The following is a 22,068-nucleotide window of genomic DNA, read 5'->3' on the forward strand; positions in this document are numbered from 1 at the left end:
ATGAGTAACGATATTAGTACATCTTCATCCTATTTAGACTCTATACGCTGGCAAGAGCAACAAGTTGCTACCAGTGATAATGAGAGTGATGCGTTAACACAAGAAGACTTTTTCTCTTTGTTAACTCAGCAATTATCGTATCAGGATCCCAGTAACCCTGCGGATAATGACCAAATGATTGCTCAAATGACGAGCTTTACGATGGCGCAAGGGATTACAGATTTAAATACTAACTTTGAATCTTTAGCCTCTTCAATGACATCTAATTCAGCACTGCAAGCATCTACACTTGTAGGCAAACAAGCTTTACTAGAGTCAAACACCCTGGATTTAAATGAAACAGGTGATGCCAGAGGCTCTGCAGTGGCAGAAGAAGCCGTTGATAACTTAAAAATTAAAGTTACTGATGCATCAGGTCAGCTAGTAAGAACTATTGATATGGGTTCTCAGCCAGCAGGTGCGGTACGTTTTGCGTGGGATGGCAAAAATGAAGCTGGTGAGCGTTTACCTGAAGGTGAATACTCAGTAACCGCCGAAGGAAGTACTGACGGTGAATTTTCAAGCTTACCCATTGCTACGTTCAAGAACATTGAAAGCGTTAATATTAATGGCTCAAGTGGCATTATTATTAACACTAAAGAAGGTGCGGTTAGGCTGACAGACGTCGCAGAAATCGCGTAATAAATTTTAATTATACTTCGCCTGTCAGCAGGCTAAATATTAACAGGTTAGAGGTGAATTATGAGCTTCAATATTGCATTAACTGGCTTAGCTGCCGCACAAAAAGATTTAGACGTAACTGCAAATAATATTGCAAACGTTAATACTACAGGTTTTAAAGAGTCACGCGCTGAGTTTGCCGATGTTTACGCATCGTCAGTATTTAGCTCTGGTAAGACTAAAAATGGTGACGGTGTGCAAACAACCATGGTTGCGCAGCAGTTTCATCAAGGCTCACTACAATTTACAAATAACTCACTTGATTTAGCAATCACTGGTGAAGGTTATTTTGCGATGACAGACGATTTATCTTCGCAAGATTTAACATATACACGTGCGGGTGCATTTAAGCTTAACCAAGATAACTTTATGGTTGACGCAAAAGGTAACTTTTTACAAGCATTCCCTGTTGACTCATCTACAGGTGATACAACGTCGGTAAGTTTGAGCACAACTGATCCAATTCAAATCCCTGATTCGTCTGGTTCACCTCGCGCAACAGAAAATGTATTTTTGTCGTTTAACTTAGATGCAACAGCAGATGCTCCGGGTATTGCTTTTGACCCAACATCTAGTGGTACTTATAACTCATCTACGTCAACAACGGTATATGATTCACTAGGTGAACCACACATTTTACAATACTTTTTTGCTAAAGAAGATGATGCCGCAGCAGGTGGTACAGATAACAGTTGGGAAGTATACGCAACACTCGATGGCAAAGTAGTTGATGCCACAACTGGTGGAGAACAAACAACGACACCTTATACACCACTGACCACCCTAGGTTTTAACTCAAGTGGTTTACCATCAACAACAGGCGGTGTAGCAAATACAAATACAACTACTTTTGATGAAATACTACTACCAGCGGGTTCTGGTACTGGCTTATCAACATTACTAGACAATGGTGCAACTTTCCCAGGTACTGGTATTGAGCTTAACTGGCGCGATGAAAACAACACAGCTGGACGTATCCCAACTCAGTATTCAAGTGGTTTTGAAGTAAAAGCACTCGATCAAGATGGCTCAACAGTAGGTCGTTTAGCCGGAATTGATATAGGAACAGACGGTAAAATTGTCGCTTCTTACAGTAATGGTGACTCAACATTCCTAGGCCAAGTGGCTATGGTACGTTTTCCAAATTCACAAGGGTTATCACAAGTGGGTGATACAAGCTGGAAGCAAAGTATTGATTCAGGTGAACCTGTAGCGGGTGAAGCCGGTTCGGGTACGTTTGGTGGAATTAACTCATCAGCGCTTGAGCAATCAAATACTAATCTTACAAACGAGCTTGTAGACTTAATTACTGCACAGCGTAATTACCAAGCAAACTCACGTGCGCTTGAAGTTAACTCAACTATTCAGCAAAGTATTTTGCAGATTCGATAAGCTAAACCCCATTAAATATATTAGGCTGCATTTTTGCAGCCTTTTTTATAAGTCCTCTTTGTAAGCCCTTCTAAATACCTCTCAATGTTGCGTCAAATTTAATCTGGCACCTATTTTGCATTTATAAGTTCAGAGATTTTTTATGTGAGTCGATACTATGGACAAAATGGTCTACATTGCGGCCTCTGGCGCTAAGCAAAGCCTACAAGGGCTTGCGCTTAAAGCCAATAATTTGGCGAATGCAAATACAACAGGATTTAAAGCTGACTTTGCCCAGGCGCGTTCTATGCAAGCGTTTGGCGAAGGTTTGCCTACACGTGTATTTTCAATGCAAGAGCGTCCGGGTTCAAACATGGTATCGGGTGGCATTGTTCAAACCGGGCGAGACTTAGATATCGCAATGAGCGATAACGCATGGCTTGCTGTGCAAGATGCCTCCGGTAATGAAGCTTACACAAAAGTGGGTACGTTAAACATTACAGCTCAAGGTATGCTCGTAACCAGCCATGGTCGTCAAGTTATTGGCGAAGGGGGACCTGTTATTTTACCCGTCCCAGTCGAAAAAATAGGGTTTAGCCAAGATGGCGCTATTCAAGTTCGACCACAAGGCGCTCCTGCTAACTTTTTAGAAGAAATCGACACGCTTAGAGTTGTTGAAGCAAATAGCTCACAGCTCGAAAAAGGTAACGACGGTTTATTTAGACCAAAAGCAAATGTAACAGTAGATACCTCTGCCAATGTAAAAGTTTTAAGTGGTTCGCTTGAAATGTCGAATGTGAATCCGGTTCACGAAATGGTCGACATGATAAGCCACCAGCGCCAATTTGAATTACAAGTGAAATTAATGAAAACAGCTGAAGAAATTGACGAGCGTCAAGATCAGTTATTACGCATAGTTTAACTTTAAAGTGAGGACACGATTATGAATCCAGCATTGTGGATCAGTAAAACGGGGCTAGACGCTCAACAAACCGATATATCGGTTATCTCAAATAATTTAGCGAATGCCAGTACCGTAGGTTACAAAAAAAGCCGCGCTATATTTGAAGATTTACTTTATCAAAATATTAATCAACCGGGTGGTCGTTCATCGCAAGATACCGAAATGCCGTCGGGCTTAATGTTAGGTGCGGGTGCTAAAGTTGTAGCTAACCAAAAAGAGTTTACGCAAGGCAACATGTTGACCACCGAAAACTCACTAGATTGGATGATTTCTGGCGAAGGTTTTTTTGAAGTACTGCAACCAGATGGCAATATTGCTTACTCGCGCAATGGTCAGTTTACTACTGATGGCGATGGACGAATTGTAACATCGGGCGCAGGTTACGTTATTCAGCCAGAAATGAATGTACCAGATGACGCGCAATCAATTACGGTTTCCCAAGACGGCGAAGTATCTGTACGTGTTGCAGGCCAAGCAGATAACGTTGTAATTGGTCAGCTGACTATTAGTGACTTTATTAATCCATCGGGTCTTGAGCCAATTGGTCAAAACCTTTATACCGAAACGGCTGTAAGTGGTGCGCCTGTACAAGGTAATCCTGGTGTTGAAGGGTTAGGTAGTATTATTCAAGGCTCACTCGAAACTTCAAACGTAAATGTGACTGAAGAGCTGGTAAACCTAATCGAAACTCAGCGTATTTACGAAATGAACTCAAAAGTAATTTCGGCCGTTGACGAAATGATGAGTTATATCAATCAACAGCTTTAATAGAATAGGGGGAATTATGCGTAATATTATTTTATTTGCAGCGGGCACATTATTTTTAAGTGGCTGTATGTCTACGCAAAATAGTGAGGTAGTGCAGGACGACCCTTACTACGCACCTATGTACCCCGAGCCCATTTTAGAGCCGCTGGTAGCCACAGGTTCATTGTTTAATACTCATACATCAAACGACTTATATTCCGATAAAAAAGCGCTACGTACTGGCGATATAATTACGGTTAAATTGCAAGAGTCTACTCAAGCAACAAAGGCCGCTAAAACAGAAACAGACAAAGAAACTGACGCAAGCTTAGACCCAGTGATTGGCTTAGGTGGTCTACCTGTAAATATAGGTGGCGATAGTATCCAGTTTGGTATTGGTAGTGATTCGTCGTTTACGGGTGATTCAAAATCAAACCAGTCAAACAGCTTAGTGGGCGATATTTCGGTTAATGTAATGCGCGTTTTACCTAACGGTAATTTAGTTATACGCGGCGAAAAATGGCTAACGCTTAATACCGGCGAAGAGTTTATTCGTTTAGAAGGGCTAGTACGCCCTCAAGACGTAAGCGCCGATAATACGGTTGAATCAAATCGTATTGCTAATGCACGTATTCAATACTCAGGTAAAGGGCAAACGCAAGAGGCGCAAAGTCCTGGTTGGCTTACACGTTTCTTTAGCAGTTCGCTGTTTCCATTTTAGAGGGTAACAACATGAATAGCCTTAAAGCTTTATGTTTAGTTGTGTTATTAGGTTGGCAGTTTACTGCCAGTGCTGAGCGCATAAAAGATGTGTCTATGGTTGAAGGCGTACGCTCTAACCAATTAGTCGGTTATGGCTTAGTAGTTGGTTTGCCAGGCACTGGCGAGCAAAACTCATATACACAACAAAGTTTTAGAGGCATGTTGAACAGCTTTGGTATTACGCTACCTTCAACTCAAAGTCCTAAAATTAAAAATGTTGCCGCTGTGGCGGTGCATGCAGAATTACCCGCATTTAGAAAACCCGGACAAACAATAGATATTACGGTTTCTTCTATTGGTAGTGCAGGCAGCTTGCGTGGTGGTACTTTACTACAAACTTTTTTAAAAGGTGTAGACGGTAACGTGTACGCAATTGCACAAGGTAGTTTAATTGTCGGTGGCTTAGGTGCACAAGGTCTTGATGGCAGTAAGGTTGTAATTAACACGCCTACAGTTGGTCGTATACCAAATGGCGCAACAGTTGAACGCACCGTAGAAAGCCCATTTATGCAAGGCGATTACATTACCTTCAACCTAAACCGCCCAGACTTTACGACGGCAAAACGCCTAGAAAAAACAATTAATGACTTAGTTGGCCCAAATAGCGCACAAGCAATAGATTCTGTTTCTATTCGTGTTATAGCACCACGCGATGCATCCCAGCGTGTATCGTACTTATCAACACTCGAAAACTTAGAATTTAAACCAGCTGACATGGCCGCTAAAATTATAGTTAACTCGCGCACCGGTACAATTGTCATTGGCAAAAACGTTAAGCTTCAGCCTGCGGCTATAACTCATGGTGGCTTAACAGTAACAATTGCAGAACAACAAAACGTGTCACAACCAAATCCGCTAGCAAACGGTGATACAGTTGTCACGCAGCAGAGCATTATTGATGTAAACCAAGACGACTCGCGCGCCTTTGTATTTAATCCAGGTGTAAGCCTTGACGATTTAGTTCGCGCAATTAACGAAGTAGGCGCAGCGCCTGGTGATCTAATGGCTATTTTAGAAGCACTAAAAGAAGCCGGCGCAATTAACGGACAGTTAGTTGTTATATAAATAACTCAAGCCAATAAATAACGTATTACTTAAGCCCTATAGTTTTGAAACAAGATATAGGGCTTTTTATTTACAGCAACTTAAGTTTATTATTTTTATCTTCCTTGTTTTATCTGTAGTGGCTCAATTTTTGCATTTTTAACTGCATTATTCATTTTGTGTCAAAAAGCCGATGGAAACTAATCACCTCGATAAACAAAACTTTTTTGATTTAGGCAACTTAGATTCACTTCGTAAAGAAGCCTTAACCAGTGGCGATGCATCAACTGATGCCTCTAAAGCTGCGCTCAAAAAAGCGGCCGCACAATTTGAAGCTATTTTTACGCAAATGTTGCTCAAAGGAATGCGCAAAGCTAACGAAGCATTTGAAGACAAAGACAGCCCATTTAATTCAAGTGGCGTAAAGTTTTTTGAAGAAATGCACGATCAGCAACTTTCAACAGAGCTTTCATCAAATGGCTCGTTAGGCCTTGCCGATCTAATAGTTCAGCAGTTATCGCCTGAGTCTAAAAACTTTATGCCAGGCTCGGTGCTTAGAACAACCAACGATATTTTTAGCGATACGCAAGTCGGTTCCGCTCTTCCTCATGAGCAAAAAAATAAGCAACCCGATCTTATCGTTAAGAGTACTAAAGCCGATATTGCTGAGCCTAAAGTCGATACTGCAGAGTCTAAAACCGATAGCCCAACATTTAAAAATGCAGAAGAGTTTGTAAGTTCAGTGTGGGAACACGCTAAAACGGCAGCGCAAAAAATTGGTTTAAATCCTGCGGTAATGGTTGCACAAGCGGCACTTGAAACCGGTTGGGGTAAACACATTATTAATAAAAGTGACGGTGGCAGCTCAAATAACTTGTTTAATATTAAGTCAGATAAAAGCTGGGAAGGTGATAAAGCAAGCAAAATAACGCTTGAGTTTGAGCAAGGTACACCCGTTAAAAAACAAGCCAGCTTTAGAGCCTACGATTCAATTAAAGACAGCGTGAACGACTTCGTTGATTTTTTAACGCAAAACCCACGCTACAAAGAAGCATTACAAAATACAGCTAAACCAAACGACTTTTTAGATTCATTACAAAAAGCAGGTTATGCAACCGATCCAAATTATGCCAGCAAAATAAAAAAAGTGCTCAATAGCAGTCAGCTAAAAGACATTGCGGCAAACGTGATCCGCCAAGGAGTAGAGTAACATGTCGTTTAATTTATTGAACATTGCCAGTTCTGGGGTTAGAGCAAGCTCGGAGCTACTGCAAACGACAAGTAAAAATATCGCCAATGTAAATACCGAAGGCTATGTGCGTGAGCGTACAGAGTTTACTACTATGGTTGACAACCAAGTAGGGCGAGGCGAAACATACCGATTACTAAATGAGTTTGCTCAGTCACAGCTAAATCGTGACACCTCTAATAAATCGTTTTTCGATCAGTTTATTACTGAGGCTAATCGAGTTGATACTATTTTTTCTGAAGAGTCGAATAATCTTTCGACTGGTATTAACTCTTTATTTAATAACGTGCAAGAAGCGCTAAATCAGCCCTCGTCTACTGTTGCTCGCTCATTAGTGATGACAGATGCGCAAAGCTTAATTGATCAAATGGATAGGCTTTCGGGCATCGTGCTTGATCAAAAAAGTATAGTAAACGAGCAACTCGAAATATTTTCAGATGAAGCAAACTCACTCATTCAAAGTATTAGCACGCTAAATCAAAATATTGCAGCAGTTAATGGCACTAATAACGCCGCAGATGCCAGCTCTACCTACAACGAACGCGATAAAGCAATACGCGACTTATCAGAGCTAATAGACATAGAAACGCTTGATGGTCCAAATGGCGAAAAACTCGTTTTTATGGGCACAGGCGAAGCGGTTGTTATGCAAAATGGCGCATTTAACTTATTTTCGATGACAGGGGATCCTGATCCTAACTTTAAAGAATTCACGCTTGACGTTAATGGTGGCAAAGCTGTGCCGCTTGAAGTTGATGTAAGCAAGCTTAAAGGCAAAATTGGCGGTTTACTTGCTTTTAGAGATGACATATTAGTCCCTGCGCAAAACCAAATTGGTCAAATGGGCTTAGCTATTGCTGATGCATTTAACGAACAAAACAAATTGGGTATGGATGCAACAGGTCAGCTAGGGGGTAATATTTTTAATATACCTACCGTTGGCGCTTATGCGTATCAAGCTAACACAGGTACTGCCGGTATGACTGCAACAGTAGAGCCAGGTAAGGGCAGTGAACTTCCTGCCAGTGACTTTATTATTACTTATACAGCTAATGCTAATGAAGTAAGTATTCAGCCTATAGATAACAAAGGCGATCCGTTAGGGCAGCCTTCACTTGCTGATATATCGACAGGTGTTATTGATTCATCGACTATTACCTCAGGCGAATCATTTGGTCTTCAAGTAAATGTATCTGGGGCTGGTGTTGAGGGGGATCAATTTCAAATAAAGCTTAATTCAGATGCCGCTTCAAGTATTACACTTGCAACAGGGCGCGCAGAAGATTTAGCACTAGCATCGCCAATCCGTACTGCTAACGATTTAAATAATATAGGTACCGCTACTATTTCAGCGGGAGAAGTAACAAGTGTTACCTCCGGTGGTTTTACTACAGCACCAGGCTTAACAAACGGTGAAATAACGCTTGTTAAAACAGGTAATGCTAACGAATATCAAATTACTGATAATAGCGGAACGAGTACTTTTACTATTACGCCTCCTGCAAAAGGAATGTTATCGCAAGCGGGCGCTCCATTTGATACCTACGGATTCGATTTTGATATAGAAGGTACACCAGCAACAGGCGACACCTTTACACTTGAGTTTAACGAAGGCGGCTTTGATGATAACCGTAATGGCTTAAAATTAGCTGATTTACAAAATGGTGAGTTAGTACGCTTAAACGTAGAAACAACAGCAACGGCCGACAACCATAAAACGTTCAACCAAGCTTATTCAGGATTAGTGAGTGATATAGGTGTTATAACCGGCCAAGCAATCACAAGTGGGGCTGCATTTGATGCTCTAGCACAGCAATCTGAGGCATGGTACGAGTCGTTATCTGGAGTAAACCTAGATGAAGAGGCCGCAAATTTACTGCGTTTTCAACAATCATATTCAGCATCAGCACAAGTTTTAGCAGCAGCTCAAGAAATTTTTGACACCTTATTAAATGCGGCGAGGTAATTATGCGTTTATCAAATAATTTAATGTACCAAAACAACATAAATAAAATACTCGACAACCAACAAGGTGTTGCAAATGCTCAAGAGCGAGTAACAACAGGTGAAAAGTATTTAACCACCTCAGAAGCGCCAGCTGCTATTTCGCAAGCTATGCTGTATTCAAATAAAATACAAACGAATGAGCAATACACTAAAAATATCGATCAGCTAAATGGCCGCCTAGAAACAGAAGAAAGCGTATTACAAAGTATAAATAGTAATATTCAACAAGCGCAAGAGCTCACTATTCAGGCTGGTAATGGTGTTTATACTAAGGACGATTTAAAGACGTTTGCATCAGAACTTAGTGGCATTCAACAAACGCTAGTTAACTTAATGAACACCCGATCAGAAGACGGAAAATTCATATTTTCAGGATACCAAGACAGTACGCAGCCGTATCAGTTTGATTCTGCGGCGGGTATGTACACCTATAATGGCGACCAAGGCCAGCACCAAATAACTATAGCTGAAGGTGTATCAATTAAGGCAAGTGATAACGGCTTTGATACGTTTGAAAAAACTAACGCGCGATTAAATGTAGAATCTAACACGGCAAGTGTTTCAGGCTCTATTACAGCGGCAAGTGTATATGTTGACGGCCAAGCTGAGTTTGATAAGTTTCATCAAGCAAATTACAACGCAGACCCAACAGCTCTAGCAACTGCAAATACATATAGTGTATTAGTAAGCCCTGGTGCTACAGCAACAGATCCACAAACCTACGAAATATACCGAGACGGCGCAGCATTAACCCCCGCAGTAACAGGTGAAGTTACTGATGAGCCTATCGATTTTGCAGGTATGAAAATTGAATTTGAAGGCACAGCACCAGGTCAACTCGATTTTAGCCTTGAAAAACCAGGCAAAGAAAACGTACTTAATACGTTGCAAGCACTTATTACCGGCCTTAACGATGGCACACTTGAAGGTGATGACTTTCAGCAAGTACTTGCTGATGGCTTAGTGCAATTACAAAACGCCAGTGAGCAAGTCGTGTTTACCCAAGCAAGTTTAGGCGGGCGTATGAACGCGCTTGAAAGAGTAAGTGATTCAAACTTAGCACTCGATATTCAAAATAAAAGTAATCGCTCTAACTTAGTTGAAGTTGATATGGCAGAAGCTATTAGCGAACTGACTAAGCAAGAAACGGCACTGCAAGCATCGCAAGCAACTTTTGGCCGTTTAACTAACCTTTCATTATTCGATTACTTATAAGCAAGTTATAAGCAGATTATAAGCAGAATTACCTTGCCGCTTTACCTACTTTAAAGCGGCAATACTTTGCGGCAAAAAAATGTCACGCCCTTCTAAATAACTTCACTAATTATTTACAATCCCCAAGAATTTATTAATTTGCATTTAAAAACAGGTACTTAAAAACAAATTAAAGTTGGCACAGTAAATGCTTTTCTTATTATAAGAAATTATCGAACAGTGGTTCCTGTTAAATCGTGTTGAACCACACTCTGTTTAAACCTAGGAGATGGTAAAATGGCATTAACAGTAAATACTAATGTGTCGTCACTAAACGCACAACGTAACTTAACTAAATCTGGCGAAGGCTTAGCAACCTCAATGGAGCGCCTAGCTTCTGGTATGCGTATCAATAGCGCAAAAGATGATGCCGCAGGCCTACAAATTTCAAATAGATTAACGTCCCAAATAAATGGCCTAGCTGTTGCTCAACGAAATGCTAATGATGGTATTTCAATGGCGCAAACAGCCGAAGGTGCTATGCAGGCATCTACTAATATTTTACAAAGAATGCGAGAGCTTTCCTTGCAGTCTGCAAATGGTTCAAACTCAGATAAAGATCGTGATGCTCTTCAAAAAGAAGTCGTTCAACTCAAGTCAGAACTTACAAGGATCGCAGAAACAACCCAATTTGGTGGTCAGCAATTATTAAATGGCGATTTCGGCACGAAATCTTTTCAAGTCGGAGCTAATGCAAACGAAATTATAGGGCTAACACTTAAAAATGTTTCTGCAGATAGTATAGGATCATTTGATAAAGTGTTAGTTGGTACAGCTGGTTTGGGTAGGGCTAGTGCGGCGGCTAACGATGGTGCAGCATCTAACAATGGATTTGTTGGTACTGGTGCTTTAACAGTCAATGGAACTCAATTAGCAGCGAACCCTGCTGCTGGTAGTGAAGCAAGCGCAATTGCAGAAACAATAAACGAGTTATCAGGGACCACAGGTGTTACAGCCGATGCTAGGACACAAGCTGAAATTAAGCTAACAGCTGGCGACTCTGTCAGCTTTACGCTCAACTCTGTTCAAATATCAGCTTCTGTTTCGGGTACCGATGATTTAACTGATTTAGCAACAGCAATTAATGAAGAGACAAGTAATACAGGTGTAACCGCAGAAAGTAAAGATGGCAGATTAATACTGACAGACGAAAGCGGTAAAGATATCGAAATTGCAGACTTTACAGCAGCTACGGCTGACATGACTGTCGCTGGAATAGCCCAAGATGGAACAACGCAGGCCGCTCCAATTTCACTTGACGGTCAGGGGACTGCAGCAGATAGTACAACTATAGCTGGTAGTATTAAACTTTCATCTGATAATAGCTTTAGTGTTGTTGCTGCCACAGCGGCGGACTTTGGCGCTGGTGGTGTTTCTGCTTTAACAAAAGTTTCTGATATTGATATTAAAACCCAAGACGGCTCGCAAAGCGCTTTAGCTGTTATAGATGGCGCGCTATCACAAATAGATTCGCAACGAGCAAATTTAGGTGCGGTACAAAATCGCTTCAGCCAGACAATTAGTAATTTAGCCAATGTTCAAGAAAATGTGTCGGCATCGCGTAGTCGTATTCAAGATACAGATTTTGCAACTGAAACCGCACAAATGACTAAAAACCAAATATTACAACAAGCGGGCACTTCAATACTCTCGCAAGCAAACCAAATACCGCAAGCGGCAATTAGCTTATTAGGCGGTTAATTATTAGTTCAACTAGTGACTAAATATATAAACGCACTTTATTAAGTGCGTTTTTTATTTTTGGGTTGTTAAAATCAACTAAAAGCATAATATGTAAATTGTATTTTAAACTCATTTAAAATAACTAACCTTTTAAAACAGTCGGTTAGCTTTTTTTTAACGAATAAACCAGTTTATTTCTAAAATACTTCTAAAGATAATTTACCTCCTGCCGTTAACTTAATCAGTACGGAGCTGAACATGTATTTATGGCAGCTCTTGGTTAAATCAAAACAGCAATATTACGAAAGTAATCAGGAGTCTTATCATGGCTATATCAGTAAATACAAATGTATCTTCATTAAACGCTCAACGTAACCTTTCAGCTTCAGGTTCAAATTTAGCTACCTCAATGGAGCGTTTATCATCGGGTATGCGTATTAATAGCGCAAAAGATGATGCAGCAGGCCTGCAAATATCAAACCGTTTAACATCTCAAATTAATGGTTTGGGTGTTGCACAGCGTAACGCTAATGATGGTATTTCAATGGCGCAAACTGCAGAAGGTGCTATGCAAGCTTCTACCGACATCTTACAAAGAATGCGTGAATTAGCACTGCAATCTGCTAATGGCTCTAACTCAGACAAAGACCGCGATGCTTTACAAAAAGAAGTAGTGCAGCTAAATACAGAACTAACACGTATTGCAGAAACAACGTCTTTCGGTGGTCAGCAGTTACTAGATGGTTCATTCGGGACTAAGTCTTTCCAAGTTGGTTCTAATGCAAATGAAACAATCGGTGTTACTTTAAAAGATATCTCAGCTAATAGTATAGGCTCTTTCGATAAAGTACTAGCAGGTGCCGCTGGTAGTGCCTTAGGTCTTGGTAGAGCGAGCACTGCAGCAGATACAGCAACGGCATCAACTAATGGGGTAGCCGGTGGAGCTTTAAGTATCGATGGCACAGCGCTTACTACAGCACCTAGTGCTGGTAATTCAGCGGAAACAATTGCTGCAGGTATTAATGAGCTGTCAGGTACAACAGGCGTTACAGCTGACGCTAGAACGCAAGCTGAAATTAAGTTAACAGCAGGCGACTCAGTAAGTTTTAGCCTTAACTCTGTTCAAATATCAGCTTCTGTTTCGGGCACCGATGATTTAACTGATTTAGCAACAGCTATCAATGAAGAGACAAGTAACACAGGTGTAACCGCAGAGAGTAAAGATGGTCGATTAATACTGACAGACGAAAGCGGTAAAGATATTGAAATTGCAGACTTTACAGCAGCGACTGCGGATATGACCGTAGCAGGTATTGCTCAAGACGGAACGACGCAGGGTACTCCAATTTCACTTGATGGTCAGTTAGCTGCTGCGGATAGCACAACTGTTGCGGGAAGCATTAAACTTTCATCTGATAGTAACTTTAATGTTGTTGCGGCTACGCCTGCTGATGCTGGTGCTGGTGGTGTAGCAGCACTATCTAAAGTTTCAGATGTAGATATTAAAACTCAAGATGGTTCGCAAAATGCTTTAGCTGTAATTGATGGTGCACTATCGCAAATAGATTCACAACGAGCTAACTTAGGTGCGGTACAAAACCGCTTTAGCCAAACAATTAGTAATTTAGCAAATGTTCAAGAAAATGTATCTGCATCACGTGGTCGCATTCAAGATACTGATTTTGCGGCAGAAACAGCGCAAATGACGAAAAATCAAATATTGCAACAGGCTGGAACATCAATCCTGGCGCAAGCAAACCAGTTACCACAAGCAGCACTTAGCTTAATAGGTTAAAGGCAATAGCTTAATGGTTAGCTAACTAATGCATAAAGTCAGTATTAGTATTAAAAAAGGAGGTGGCTTTAGCTACCTCCTTTTGTGGTTTAAGAATATAAACTAAGCTATTGTTGGTTTAATTAAGTACAAATAGGAATCTGTTATGAATACAATTACTTCAAACGCAGAAATTACAACATTACCGACTCCCATTGCTGGTGATGATAAGCAAACAGGACAAGCTGCTCGTTCTTTAACTGAGCGAGCAGTTGATGATGTAAAGCAAACGGAAGTGCTCAATCAACAAAAGCTACAGCAAAACCAATACAAAAATAACAATCAAGATGAAAAAGATCAGCCCTTAGAGCGCGAACAGCTAGAACAAATGGCGCAACAATTGCAGGACTTTATGGGTGAAATGAATCGCAGCTTACAATTTAAAGTTGATGAAGATTCAGGCCGCGATGTCATTAAAGTGCTCGATAAAAACAGTGGTGAAGTAATTAAGCAATATCCTTCTGAGGAAGTATTAAGTTTGGTGTCTAAATTGTCTGAATCTGCTGGTATTTTAATCGACCAAACAGTTTAGTCGGTAGTTTGCATTACCAATATCAAGTTAGTGTATTTTTAAGTATTTAAAGAGGTGAAGTATGTCTATATCGTTCAATGGCTTAGGCTCTGGTTTAGCTGTGTCAGATATTGTTGATGCACTCGTTAATGCTGAAAAAGCTCCTGCGGAATCTCGTTTAAATACTCGAGAAGGTAATTTAACTACAGATATTTCAGCTGTTGGTGCACTCAAGTCAGCGCTTGAAAAAGTACAAACTTCAATGCAAATATTAGGTGATAGCGATAAGTTCCAACAGCGGAGCACATCAGGCAGCGATGATTTTATATCGATAAGTGCTGATGGAGAAGCCCAACCTGGAGGATACTCAGTAAAGGTAAATAACTTAGCTTCGGAACATAAAATTTTATCAAAAGCTTTTGATTCTGAAGCTGCTGTAGGTGAGGGAACTATTACCTTGGCCTCTGGCGATAACAGCTTTGAGATACTTGTGTCTGACACAGCAACTCTTAGCGAAATTCGTGATGCGATAAATGATAGCAACGATAACGACAGTATTAACGCAACTATTATTACTGACGATGATGGACAGCATTTGGTTTTTTCAGCTAAAAATAGTGGTGTTGATAACATCATTAATATTGAAGTTGCTGATATTGACGGAGACAACACCGATTTAAATGGACTTTCGCGATTAGCTTTTGATTTAAATGGTGTTAAGAATATTGATGAAATAATAGAGGCAACAGATGCATCTATTACCATTGATGGTTCACTTACAGTGAGTAGCTCATCTAATGAATTTGCCGGAGTAATTGACGGTATTACAATAACAGCTAAAAAGTCACACGACACAGATGACGATTTGAGTGATATATCGGTTAAAGAGAATAATAATAATATCAAAGCTGGTTTAAATAGCTTTATCGAAAGTTATAATGAGCTATTAGAACTAAGCAAGAACCTAGGTGCATCAAGCGAAGATGGCGTTGGGGTTATGGCTGGGGATTCATTACTTCGAGGCGTTATGTCAAAGCTTCGTAGCGAAATAACAAATCCTATTGATTTAGGTGACGGGAACTCGTTATCACTTTCGCAGTTAGGTGTTGAAACAGACCGCTACGGTGTTTTAACACTAAATAGTGAAACATTGGATGACAAAATAGATGCAGATGTTGATTTAGTACAGCAGTTTTTCGTGGGTAATGAAGGCGATGATAATGGTGGGTTTGCAAAGTCCTTTGATGAAAAGTTGAGCTTTTATACGGATTCCGATGGTATTATCCAAAACCGAATAGACAGTAAAACGAACCAACTTGATGATTTAGATGATCAGCGCGTGAGCCTTGCTAGTAAAATGGAGTCGTTATCTTCTCGGTTATACGCTCAATATAATGCGATGGATTTATTAGTAGCGAGCCTTAATAACACCAGCAGTTATGTTCAAGCTCAATTAGAGAATATGCCAGGCGTAGTACGAGATAACTCTTAGTAGATAAATATAATATTAAATTAATAACTAAATTAAGAAAGCACAAAAAAACCGTTATTTAAAACGGTTTTTTTGTGCTTTCTATTTAAGTAGATTTTAGCGACTTGCTTTATAAGCTTTAATCGCCTTACCTGATTTTTTATGTTTAATAATAGCTTTTGATGATTCGTTTTTTGCACTATTCGCTTTTACTAAAATAGTATTTATACGAAGCTGAATTAATTCTAATTGTTTTGCGCTTGGGCCGTCGCTGCTTTCGCACCATTGCTTTAGTTTAACATTTAAAGTGTCTAAAAGAGGCCGAGCTTCGTCTGCGTTATCATCATTTACTAACACTTCAATATTACTAAGCAACGTTTGTATGAGCTCAGAGTAGTTAGTTAATGGCTCTGAAAATGTTGGCGAGTCCATAATTGAAATTAAACCGCAGGGCTTCGTTGATCTAGCGGAATATTATCCCAGCCTTCTTTAATTTCTTTAACAATACTTGATACTTCCACAATTGCTTCAATATCGTTGTTTATGTTCGCTTGCGTTAAACGGCGCTGGCAGTAATCGTAAAGCGCCAATAAATTATTAGAAATACTAGGGTCTTGTTCTACTTCTAAATTAAGTGCATCTTGCAGTGCACCAAATAGCAAAATACATGCTGAAATGTTTTCCCCTTTTTTTGCTATTTCTTTGCGCTCAATAAACCCTTTTGTTGCTGCTAAGCGACCGATGATATTACTGAATATAAGGTTTATTTGTTCGTAAGGGGCCATTTCGGCAATACTACTGGCACGAACTTGACTGTATTTTTTTACTGAGACATGAGCCATGGGAAAATCCTAAAATTTAAAACGATAAAATTATGTGAAAGCTAATACAAAAAATTAATTAAGCTTTTATAAGAACAAAGCAATATTAATGCCAAGCATTTTCACTTATTTATGTATCGGCATTTGTAACTTCAACTTAAATTTATAATTGAGTTTATTTACTAACAATAGCATTTTTATTGCAGAGTAAATTAATTTTTAGGGCTAAGTTATAGTTAGGTAATAGTTAGGTAATAGTTAAGTAATGGCTAAGTTAAAACTATAACCCATACTTAATGATTAACTATTAAGTATGATTGACTTAACTAGCCCGCCTGTTTTTTGGCGTTTATGTCAAAAAACTGCCGCTATCACTTGCATCCATGCTGAACTGGCTTACAATTTAACTAATTATACAAATTAGTGAAAGTACGGCTCGCTAAATATGATCTTGATTTTAGATAATAATAACAACCGCGCAATAGGATTAAATGCTTCACTTGGCTTTATTGGTGAAGCTGTTCAACTATTAAGCGAAGACTGCTTTGAACAAGAATGCAAAAAATATCAGCAGCAAGAATGCATGATCATTTTAGGAGCGTTGCAATCACTTGACCACGAAAGCTTAATTAAACGCTATCCAACATTACCCTTTTTGTTAATTGGCGAAACGCTAAAACCACTATTAAGTATAGCTAATGTAGTGGGGCTTATTTGCGAGCCGTTTAATCACGAAGTAACAACTCAGTTACTTCACGACTGCCAGCAGTATCAGCGTATGCTGCCTAATGAGCATAAGCATTCTAAACCACATAAAACTTTTGATGGGTTAGTTGGTGAAACAGAGGCCGTAAAAGATGTTCGCTTTTTAATTGAACAAGTGGCAAAAACTGATGCTAATGTTTTAATTTTAGGCGAATCAGGCACAGGTAAAGAAGTGGTTGCCCGTAATGTACACTTGCTTTCAAAGCGTATTAATGGACCATTTGTACCAGTTAACTGTGGTGCTATACCGGCTGAGCTGCTCGAAAGTGAACTATTTGGCCACGAAAAAGGCGCGTTCACTGGTGCTATATCGGCTCGTAAAGGGCGCTTTGAACTAGCTCAAGGTGGAACGCTATTTTTAGATGAAATAGGCGATATGCCACTGCAAATGCAAGTTAAGTTGCTGCGAGTATTGCAAGAGCGAAGTTACGAACGTGTTGGTGGTACAAAGGCTATCCAAGCTGATGTACGCGTTATTGCGGCCACGCATCGTAATCTTGAAACAATGATTGAAGAGGGAAGTTTTAGGGAGGATTTATATTACCGATTAAATGTATTCCCTATCGAAAACCCATCGCTGAGTGAGCGAGCTGATGATATTCCGCTGCTTTTAAAAGAGTTAATGCGCCGAGTTAACGACCAGACTGGTTCTACCGCTAAGTTTACAGAGCGCGCAGTTGAGAGCTTAAAAGAACATGCTTGGCCTGGTAATATTCGTGAGCTTGCTAATTTGGTGGAGCGTATGGTTATTATGTTCCCTGACAAAGTGGTTGATATTCCTGATTTACCTAACAAATATCGTTACATTGAAGTTGAAGCCTACGAGCCAGAATACCCTGAAGAGTTAATGGAAAAAGACGCCTTTAACGACATATTTAGCACAGGCTTTAGTGATTACGAAAGTGAGCCAGACGCTGAGTTTAGCCAAACGGGTAGTGGGCTATTACCTGATGATGGTATTGAACTTAAAGATTATTTAGCCGAACTTGAAATAAGCTTAATTACCCAAGCGTTAGAGCGCTATGATTACGTTGTAGCTCGCGCTGCAGAGATATTAGGGGTTCGCAGAACAACACTCGTTGAGAAAATGAAAAAGTATAATCTTTCACGAGATTAGAAGTACGAAAATGGTGAAATACTTTTCGTTATTTATTATTCATTTGTGATCAATCACTTTACGGGCTTTGCCCGTCACGCAAGCAAGCTTGGCGTCTACAAGATAACCCAAACTTAAACCTTGGCGGTAGACGCTGAGCTTGCTCGCGTGAAAAGCGTAGCTTTTAATCATTTAAATAAAACGTTATTTCACAAAGAGAAAAACGAAGGTAAATGAGAAACCATAGTCAACTTACGCTTTACTTCTCTAAAGCGCAGCGTCTCTTAACCTCTTTGTGAACTAATCACTTTTATGGTTATAAATCACTTACTCACTAAAAGTCTTAATAATTTCTTCTTTCCTAAAACAATCATTACTGTGATCGTTAACCATACCGCAGGCCTGCATATGCGCATATACCGTTGTTGGGCCTAAAAACTTAAAACCCCGTTTTTTTAAATCTTTAGCAAATGCAGTTGATGCCTCTGTAATTGCTGGGTAGTCCTCAGCGTTATTTAAATTACTTATAATCGGTTTATTATCGACAAACTGCCATTGGTAGTTACTAAAACTTCCAAATTCTTTTTGTATTTCTATAAAGCACTTTGCGTTGTTAACAGTTGCCGCAATTTTTAAGCGATTGCGCACAATACCCTCATCAAGCATTAATCTCTCAATGTCATCTTGTGTGAATTGTGCCACTTTATCTACATCAAAATTAGCAAATGCTTTTTTATAACCGCTGCGCTTTTTTAAAATTGTGTACCAGCTTAAGCCGGCTTGCGCTGATTCAAGAGTGATAAATTCAAACAGCTTTGTATCATCATAAAGAGGGACGCCCCATTCTTCATCATGGTAAATAACGTAGTCGGGTTTAGTGGTGTCGAGCCACGGGCAACGGCACTTTTTTTGCTCACTCATTATTATTCCTTTTTGTGTGCGTCATTTTTATGTCGCTCAAATTATTGATGTAACTTAATGATAAGTATGTAAATAAATTTTGGTATAAATCGTGCATTTAGACATATATCTACATCAATTCGAGATTTGATTATGGCCCTTGCTAGCGTGCTAAAACCACAGTTTTTTTCTGCAAATCAGTATAACCCATGTTTACTTCAAGAGGAGTACATTGGTGAATTAAGCGATCTGCGCAAGCAAGCAAGTTGGCTTTCGCATTTGGTTGATACCATGCCAGCAGGCGTGGTTGTACTTGATGGCAAAGGGTTGATTGCAAAAGCGAATCAAATAGCGATTGATATGCTTGGCGAGCCACTTGAAGGCGAACGCTGGTTTAATGTTATTCAGCGCTCTTTTAGGCCACATCAAGATGATGGCCATGAAGTGTCTTTAAAAGACGGACGCCTAATAAAGCTTGATATTACTGCTTTAGCACCAGAGCCTGGGCAACTTATTTTAATGACGGATTTAACCGAAACTCGCCGCTTACAAAAACGTGTTGCACATATGCAGCGATTAAGCGCGCTGGGGAAAATGGTTGCATCGTTAGCGCATCAAGTCCGTACGCCGCTCTCAGCCGCTATGCTGTACGCTGCTAATTTAGGATCAAAGCGCTTACCCGAAGCATCTCGCGATAACTTTCAAACAAAGTTAATGTCGCGTTTAAAAGATTTAGAAACTCAAGTAAACGACATGCTGTTATTTGCTAAAAGTGGCGATCAGCAAGTTGTTGAGCAAGTTTCAATGCAGCAGCTTTTAACCGAAGTTAAAGCAGGTGCCGATGCGATGGTCGCACTTAATGAAAGTGAACTGGATGTAAGCTTACCAGAACCCGATATACAAATAGTTGGTAATAAAACGGCATTGGCCAGTGCTATTCAAAATCTAGTGCACAATAGTATTCAAGTTATTGGCGGCGGCGCAAAAGTAAAAATTAGCGCACAAAGAGATTTAAAAGATTTAGATATGGTTCGTATTAGTGTGAGCGACAATGGCCCAGGTGTTGATTTAAGCCAAAGCGATAAAATTTTTGAACCATTTTTTACTACAAAAAGTCAGGGCACAGGTTTAGGGCTTGCTGTAGTGAGTTCGGTGGCTAGTGCGCACCAAGGCCGTGTTGATGTGACTAATAATACGCAGGGTGGTGCCTGCTTTAGCTTGTTACTGCCTATTAAGGCAACATCTAAATTAGAGGGGTCATTATGAGTAACACTATTTTAGTTGTCGAAGATGACGCAGGGCTTCGTGAAGCCTTAATAGATACCCTTGAAATGTCGGGTATTGAATGTGTTGCAGCGAGCAGTGCTGAGCAAGCAATGTTACTGCTTAAAAAAGATCAATTTTCGCTTGTTGTAAGCGACGTGCAAATGGGCGCAATGAGTGGACTTGATTTACTACGCAGTATTAAATTAAACCACCCTGATTTACCTGTATTGATGATGACGGCGTATGCCACAATTGACGATGCGGTAGAGGCCATGCGCCTAGGTGCAATTGACTACATGGCAAAACCATTTGCACCTGAAGTGCTGTTAAATATGGTGAGCCGTTATTTGCCTGAAAAAGCAAAAGAAACCGACGGCCCCGTTGTTGCTGATCCAACTAGTATTCAATTATTGGAGCTTGCAAGTAAAGTAGCACGCTCTGATGCAAGTGTAATGGTACTTGGCCCAAGTGGTTCGGGTAAGGAAGTACTTGCGCGTTATATTCATGATAAGTCGAGCCGATGTAATGAGCCATTTGTAGCGATTAACTGCGCGGCTATTCCTGAAAATATGCTCGAAGCCACGTTATTTGGTTACGAAAAAGGGGCTTTTACGGGGGCGATTCAAGCATGTCCGGGTAAGTTTGAGCAAGCACAAGGCGGTACTATTTTACTTGATGAAATTACTGAAATGGACTTAGGACTACAAGCTAAACTTTTACGCGTACTGCAAGAACGTGAAGTAGAGCGTTTAGGGGGGCGTAAAACAATTCAGCTCGATGTACGTATTTTGGCAACCAGTAATCGTGATTTAAAAGAAGCCGTGTCTGAAAATCAGTTTAGAGAAGATTTATATTACAGGCTTAATGTTTTTCCACTTATGTGGCGTCCATTGTGCCAACGCCCTGGCGATATTATTGTATTGGCTAAGCATTTAATTGAGCGCCATATAAGTAAAAGCAAGGAGCCTATGGCGTATTTAGATAAAGCTGCCGAGCAAAAGTTACTGGCTCACGCGTGGCCTGGTAATGTGCGCGAGCTTGATAATGTTATACAGCGTGCGCTTATACTGCGCACGGGTAACACAATAAACGAGCATGCTATTTTTATCGAAAACTTAGTATCTAATAACTTTGTTATGGAGCCTTCATTGGCACCGGCGCAAACTGTATCGCCAACAGAATTAGCTCACGCAGATAAAGGTGTTGATAAAAGCACGTTAAGCTCTGCATATTATGATGAAAAATCGCATGCAGAGGATGAGCCTAAACAAGGTTTGCTAGCGGCAGATACCGGTAGCTATAAAGATGAGCTTAAAGACAAAGAGCATCGCATTATTTTAGAAACCCTTGCACGTTGCCAAGGTAAGCGTAAAGACGTTGCCGAAACGTTGGGCATAAGCCCACGAACTTTACGTTATAAACTAGCGCAAATGCGCGATTTAGGTATTTCACTTCCTGCATAACCTCCTATAAACCCTAAGTTTGCGCTGCGAGCTTAGGGTTGTCAAAACTCTGACTAATACAAATTAAAGGTAACCCATTGTATTTTAATGCTTAATTATTTGGCATGCTTTGTGCTTTATTACTTGTAAGAGTTCACTGC

The 22,068-nt window shown here is 40.1% G+C and carries 19 protein-coding genes; 16 read left to right on the top strand and 3 right to left on the bottom strand.

Annotated elements, in window-relative coordinates:
* From QMA08_RS04990 to fliD, 13 genes are all read left to right on the top strand, one after another.
* The gene (locus tag QMA08_RS04990) at window positions 1-681 is read left to right on the top strand and encodes a flagellar hook assembly protein FlgD (protein ID WP_002959427.1); all 681 of its coding nucleotides are present in this window, start codon (window positions 1-3) and stop codon (window positions 679-681) included.
* A gap of 60 nt (window positions 682-741) precedes the next feature.
* Window positions 742-2,112, top strand: coding sequence for a flagellar hook protein FlgE (gene flgE / locus QMA08_RS04995; protein ID WP_182724506.1), 1,371 nt, complete (start codon window positions 742-744; stop codon window positions 2,110-2,112).
* A 157-nt stretch (window positions 2,113-2,269) separates the two neighbouring features.
* The gene (locus tag QMA08_RS05000) at window positions 2,270-3,013 is read left to right on the top strand and encodes a flagellar basal body rod protein FlgF (protein ID WP_024589964.1); all 744 of its coding nucleotides are present in this window, start codon (window positions 2,270-2,272) and stop codon (window positions 3,011-3,013) included.
* A gap of 21 nt (window positions 3,014-3,034) precedes the next feature.
* Entirely contained in the window at window positions 3,035-3,823 is a 789-nt protein-coding gene (flgG, locus tag QMA08_RS05005; protein WP_002959420.1) for a flagellar basal-body rod protein FlgG, read from the top strand.
* Window positions 3,824-3,839: 16 nt separating this feature from the next.
* A complete protein-coding gene (gene flgH, locus QMA08_RS05010; protein WP_002959418.1) occupies window positions 3,840-4,523 on the top strand; it encodes a flagellar basal body L-ring protein FlgH in 684 nt (227 codons plus the stop codon).
* A gap of 11 nt (window positions 4,524-4,534) precedes the next feature.
* Complete coding sequence (locus QMA08_RS05015; RefSeq protein ID WP_024592771.1) at window positions 4,535-5,629, top strand: flagellar basal body P-ring protein FlgI; 1,095 nt, start codon at window positions 4,535-4,537, stop codon at window positions 5,627-5,629.
* Window positions 5,630-5,801: 172 nt separating this feature from the next.
* Window positions 5,802-6,818 carry a flagellar assembly peptidoglycan hydrolase FlgJ gene (flgJ, locus tag QMA08_RS05020; protein ID WP_182712644.1) on the top strand — a complete coding sequence of 339 codons (1,017 nt, stop codon included), beginning with the start codon at window positions 5,802-5,804 and terminating at the stop codon, window positions 6,816-6,818.
* Between the two features lies 1 nt (window position 6,819).
* Complete coding sequence (gene flgK, locus QMA08_RS05025; protein WP_290173826.1) at window positions 6,820-8,823, top strand: flagellar hook-associated protein FlgK; 2,004 nt, start codon at window positions 6,820-6,822, stop codon at window positions 8,821-8,823.
* 2 nt (window positions 8,824-8,825) lie between these two features.
* Window positions 8,826-10,079 carry a flagellar hook-associated protein FlgL gene (flgL, locus tag QMA08_RS05030; protein ID WP_290173827.1) on the top strand — a complete coding sequence of 418 codons (1,254 nt, stop codon included), beginning with the start codon at window positions 8,826-8,828 and terminating at the stop codon, window positions 10,077-10,079.
* A 276-nt stretch (window positions 10,080-10,355) separates the two neighbouring features.
* A complete protein-coding gene (locus tag QMA08_RS05035; RefSeq protein WP_290173828.1) occupies window positions 10,356-11,819 on the top strand; it encodes a flagellin in 1,464 nt (487 codons plus the stop codon).
* A gap of 307 nt (window positions 11,820-12,126) precedes the next feature.
* Window positions 12,127-13,596 (top strand): flagellin, encoded by a 1,470-nt coding sequence (locus QMA08_RS05040; protein ID WP_182737096.1) that lies wholly within the window; start codon window positions 12,127-12,129, stop codon window positions 13,594-13,596.
* Window positions 13,597-13,741: 145 nt separating this feature from the next.
* Entirely contained in the window at window positions 13,742-14,167 is a 426-nt protein-coding gene (locus tag QMA08_RS05045) for a flagellar protein FlaG (RefSeq protein ID WP_182737097.1), read from the top strand.
* 61 nt (window positions 14,168-14,228) lie between these two features.
* Window positions 14,229-15,638, top strand: a complete 1,410-nt coding sequence (gene fliD, locus QMA08_RS05050; protein WP_290173829.1) for a flagellar filament capping protein FliD — start codon at window positions 14,229-14,231, stop codon at window positions 15,636-15,638.
* Between the two features lie 96 nt (window positions 15,639-15,734).
* On the opposite strand, the gene QMA08_RS05055 is transcribed toward fliD, so the two are convergent.
* Entirely contained in the window at window positions 15,735-16,049 is a 315-nt protein-coding gene (locus QMA08_RS05055; protein ID WP_290173830.1) for a hypothetical protein, read from the bottom strand.
* 8 nt (window positions 16,050-16,057) lie between these two features.
* Window positions 16,058-16,459 (bottom strand): flagellar export chaperone FliS, encoded by a 402-nt coding sequence (fliS, locus tag QMA08_RS05060; RefSeq protein ID WP_182737100.1) that lies wholly within the window; start codon window positions 16,457-16,459, stop codon window positions 16,058-16,060.
* Between the two features lie 424 nt (window positions 16,460-16,883).
* Here fliS and QMA08_RS05065 point away from each other — a divergent pair, with 424 nt between their 5' ends.
* The gene (locus QMA08_RS05065) at window positions 16,884-18,320 is read left to right on the top strand and encodes a sigma-54-dependent Fis family transcriptional regulator (RefSeq protein ID WP_182682706.1); all 1,437 of its coding nucleotides are present in this window, start codon (window positions 16,884-16,886) and stop codon (window positions 18,318-18,320) included.
* Window positions 18,321-18,626: 306 nt separating this feature from the next.
* Here the strand turns inward: QMA08_RS05065 and QMA08_RS05070 are convergent, their stop codons facing one another.
* Entirely contained in the window at window positions 18,627-19,220 is a 594-nt protein-coding gene (locus QMA08_RS05070; protein WP_182752713.1) for a DNA-3-methyladenine glycosylase I, read from the bottom strand.
* Window positions 19,221-19,352: 132 nt separating this feature from the next.
* On the opposite strand from QMA08_RS05070, the gene QMA08_RS05075 reads away from it, so the two are divergent.
* On the top strand, window positions 19,353-20,465 hold the full coding sequence (locus tag QMA08_RS05075) for an ATP-binding protein (protein ID WP_007581877.1): 1,113 nt from the start codon (window positions 19,353-19,355) through the stop codon (window positions 20,463-20,465).
* The gene (locus QMA08_RS05080) at window positions 20,462-21,928 is read left to right on the top strand and encodes a sigma-54 dependent transcriptional regulator (protein WP_272451682.1); all 1,467 of its coding nucleotides are present in this window, start codon (window positions 20,462-20,464) and stop codon (window positions 21,926-21,928) included. Before QMA08_RS05075 ends, QMA08_RS05080 begins: the two co-directional genes overlap by 4 nt.
* The last annotated feature ends 140 nt before the right edge of the window (window positions 21,929-22,068 follow it).

The organism is Pseudoalteromonas sp. APC 3355, assembly GCF_030407615.1.
Classification (GTDB): Bacteria; Pseudomonadota; Gammaproteobacteria; order Enterobacterales; family Alteromonadaceae; genus Pseudoalteromonas; species Pseudoalteromonas distincta.

Bases quoted from the DNA above. Each gene is read 5' to 3' on its own strand.
- QMA08_RS05000 (WP_024589964.1), top strand. From the start codon at position 2,270: ATGGACAAAATGGTCTACATTGCGGCCTCTGGCGCTAAGCAAAGCCTA.
- QMA08_RS05080 (WP_272451682.1), top strand. From the start codon at position 20,462: ATGAGTAACACTATTTTAGTTGTCGAAGATGACGCAGGGCTTCGTGAA.
- QMA08_RS05070 (WP_182752713.1), bottom strand. From the start codon at position 19,220: ATGAGTGAGCAAAAAAAGTGCCGTTGCCCGTGGCTCGACACCACTAAA.
- fliD (WP_290173829.1), top strand. From the start codon at position 14,229: ATGTCTATATCGTTCAATGGCTTAGGCTCTGGTTTAGCTGTGTCAGAT.
- QMA08_RS05055 (WP_290173830.1), bottom strand. From the start codon at position 16,049: ATGGACTCGCCAACATTTTCAGAGCCATTAACTAACTACTCTGAGCTC.
- QMA08_RS04990 (WP_002959427.1), top strand. From the start codon at position 1: ATGAGTAACGATATTAGTACATCTTCATCCTATTTAGACTCTATACGC.
- fliS (WP_182737100.1), bottom strand. From the start codon at position 16,459: ATGGCTCATGTCTCAGTAAAAAAATACAGTCAAGTTCGTGCCAGTAGT.
- flgL (WP_290173827.1), top strand. From the start codon at position 8,826: ATGCGTTTATCAAATAATTTAATGTACCAAAACAACATAAATAAAATA.
- flgK (WP_290173826.1), top strand. From the start codon at position 6,820: ATGTCGTTTAATTTATTGAACATTGCCAGTTCTGGGGTTAGAGCAAGC.
- QMA08_RS05045 (WP_182737097.1), top strand. From the start codon at position 13,742: ATGAATACAATTACTTCAAACGCAGAAATTACAACATTACCGACTCCC.
- flgJ (WP_182712644.1), top strand. From the start codon at position 5,802: ATGGAAACTAATCACCTCGATAAACAAAACTTTTTTGATTTAGGCAAC.
- QMA08_RS05040 (WP_182737096.1), top strand. From the start codon at position 12,127: ATGGCTATATCAGTAAATACAAATGTATCTTCATTAAACGCTCAACGT.
- QMA08_RS05075 (WP_007581877.1), top strand. From the start codon at position 19,353: ATGGCCCTTGCTAGCGTGCTAAAACCACAGTTTTTTTCTGCAAATCAG.
- QMA08_RS05015 (WP_024592771.1), top strand. From the start codon at position 4,535: ATGAATAGCCTTAAAGCTTTATGTTTAGTTGTGTTATTAGGTTGGCAG.
- flgH (WP_002959418.1), top strand. From the start codon at position 3,840: ATGCGTAATATTATTTTATTTGCAGCGGGCACATTATTTTTAAGTGGC.
- QMA08_RS05065 (WP_182682706.1), top strand. From the start codon at position 16,884: ATGATCTTGATTTTAGATAATAATAACAACCGCGCAATAGGATTAAAT.
- flgG (WP_002959420.1), top strand. From the start codon at position 3,035: ATGAATCCAGCATTGTGGATCAGTAAAACGGGGCTAGACGCTCAACAA.
- flgE (WP_182724506.1), top strand. From the start codon at position 742: ATGAGCTTCAATATTGCATTAACTGGCTTAGCTGCCGCACAAAAAGAT.
- QMA08_RS05035 (WP_290173828.1), top strand. From the start codon at position 10,356: ATGGCATTAACAGTAAATACTAATGTGTCGTCACTAAACGCACAACGT.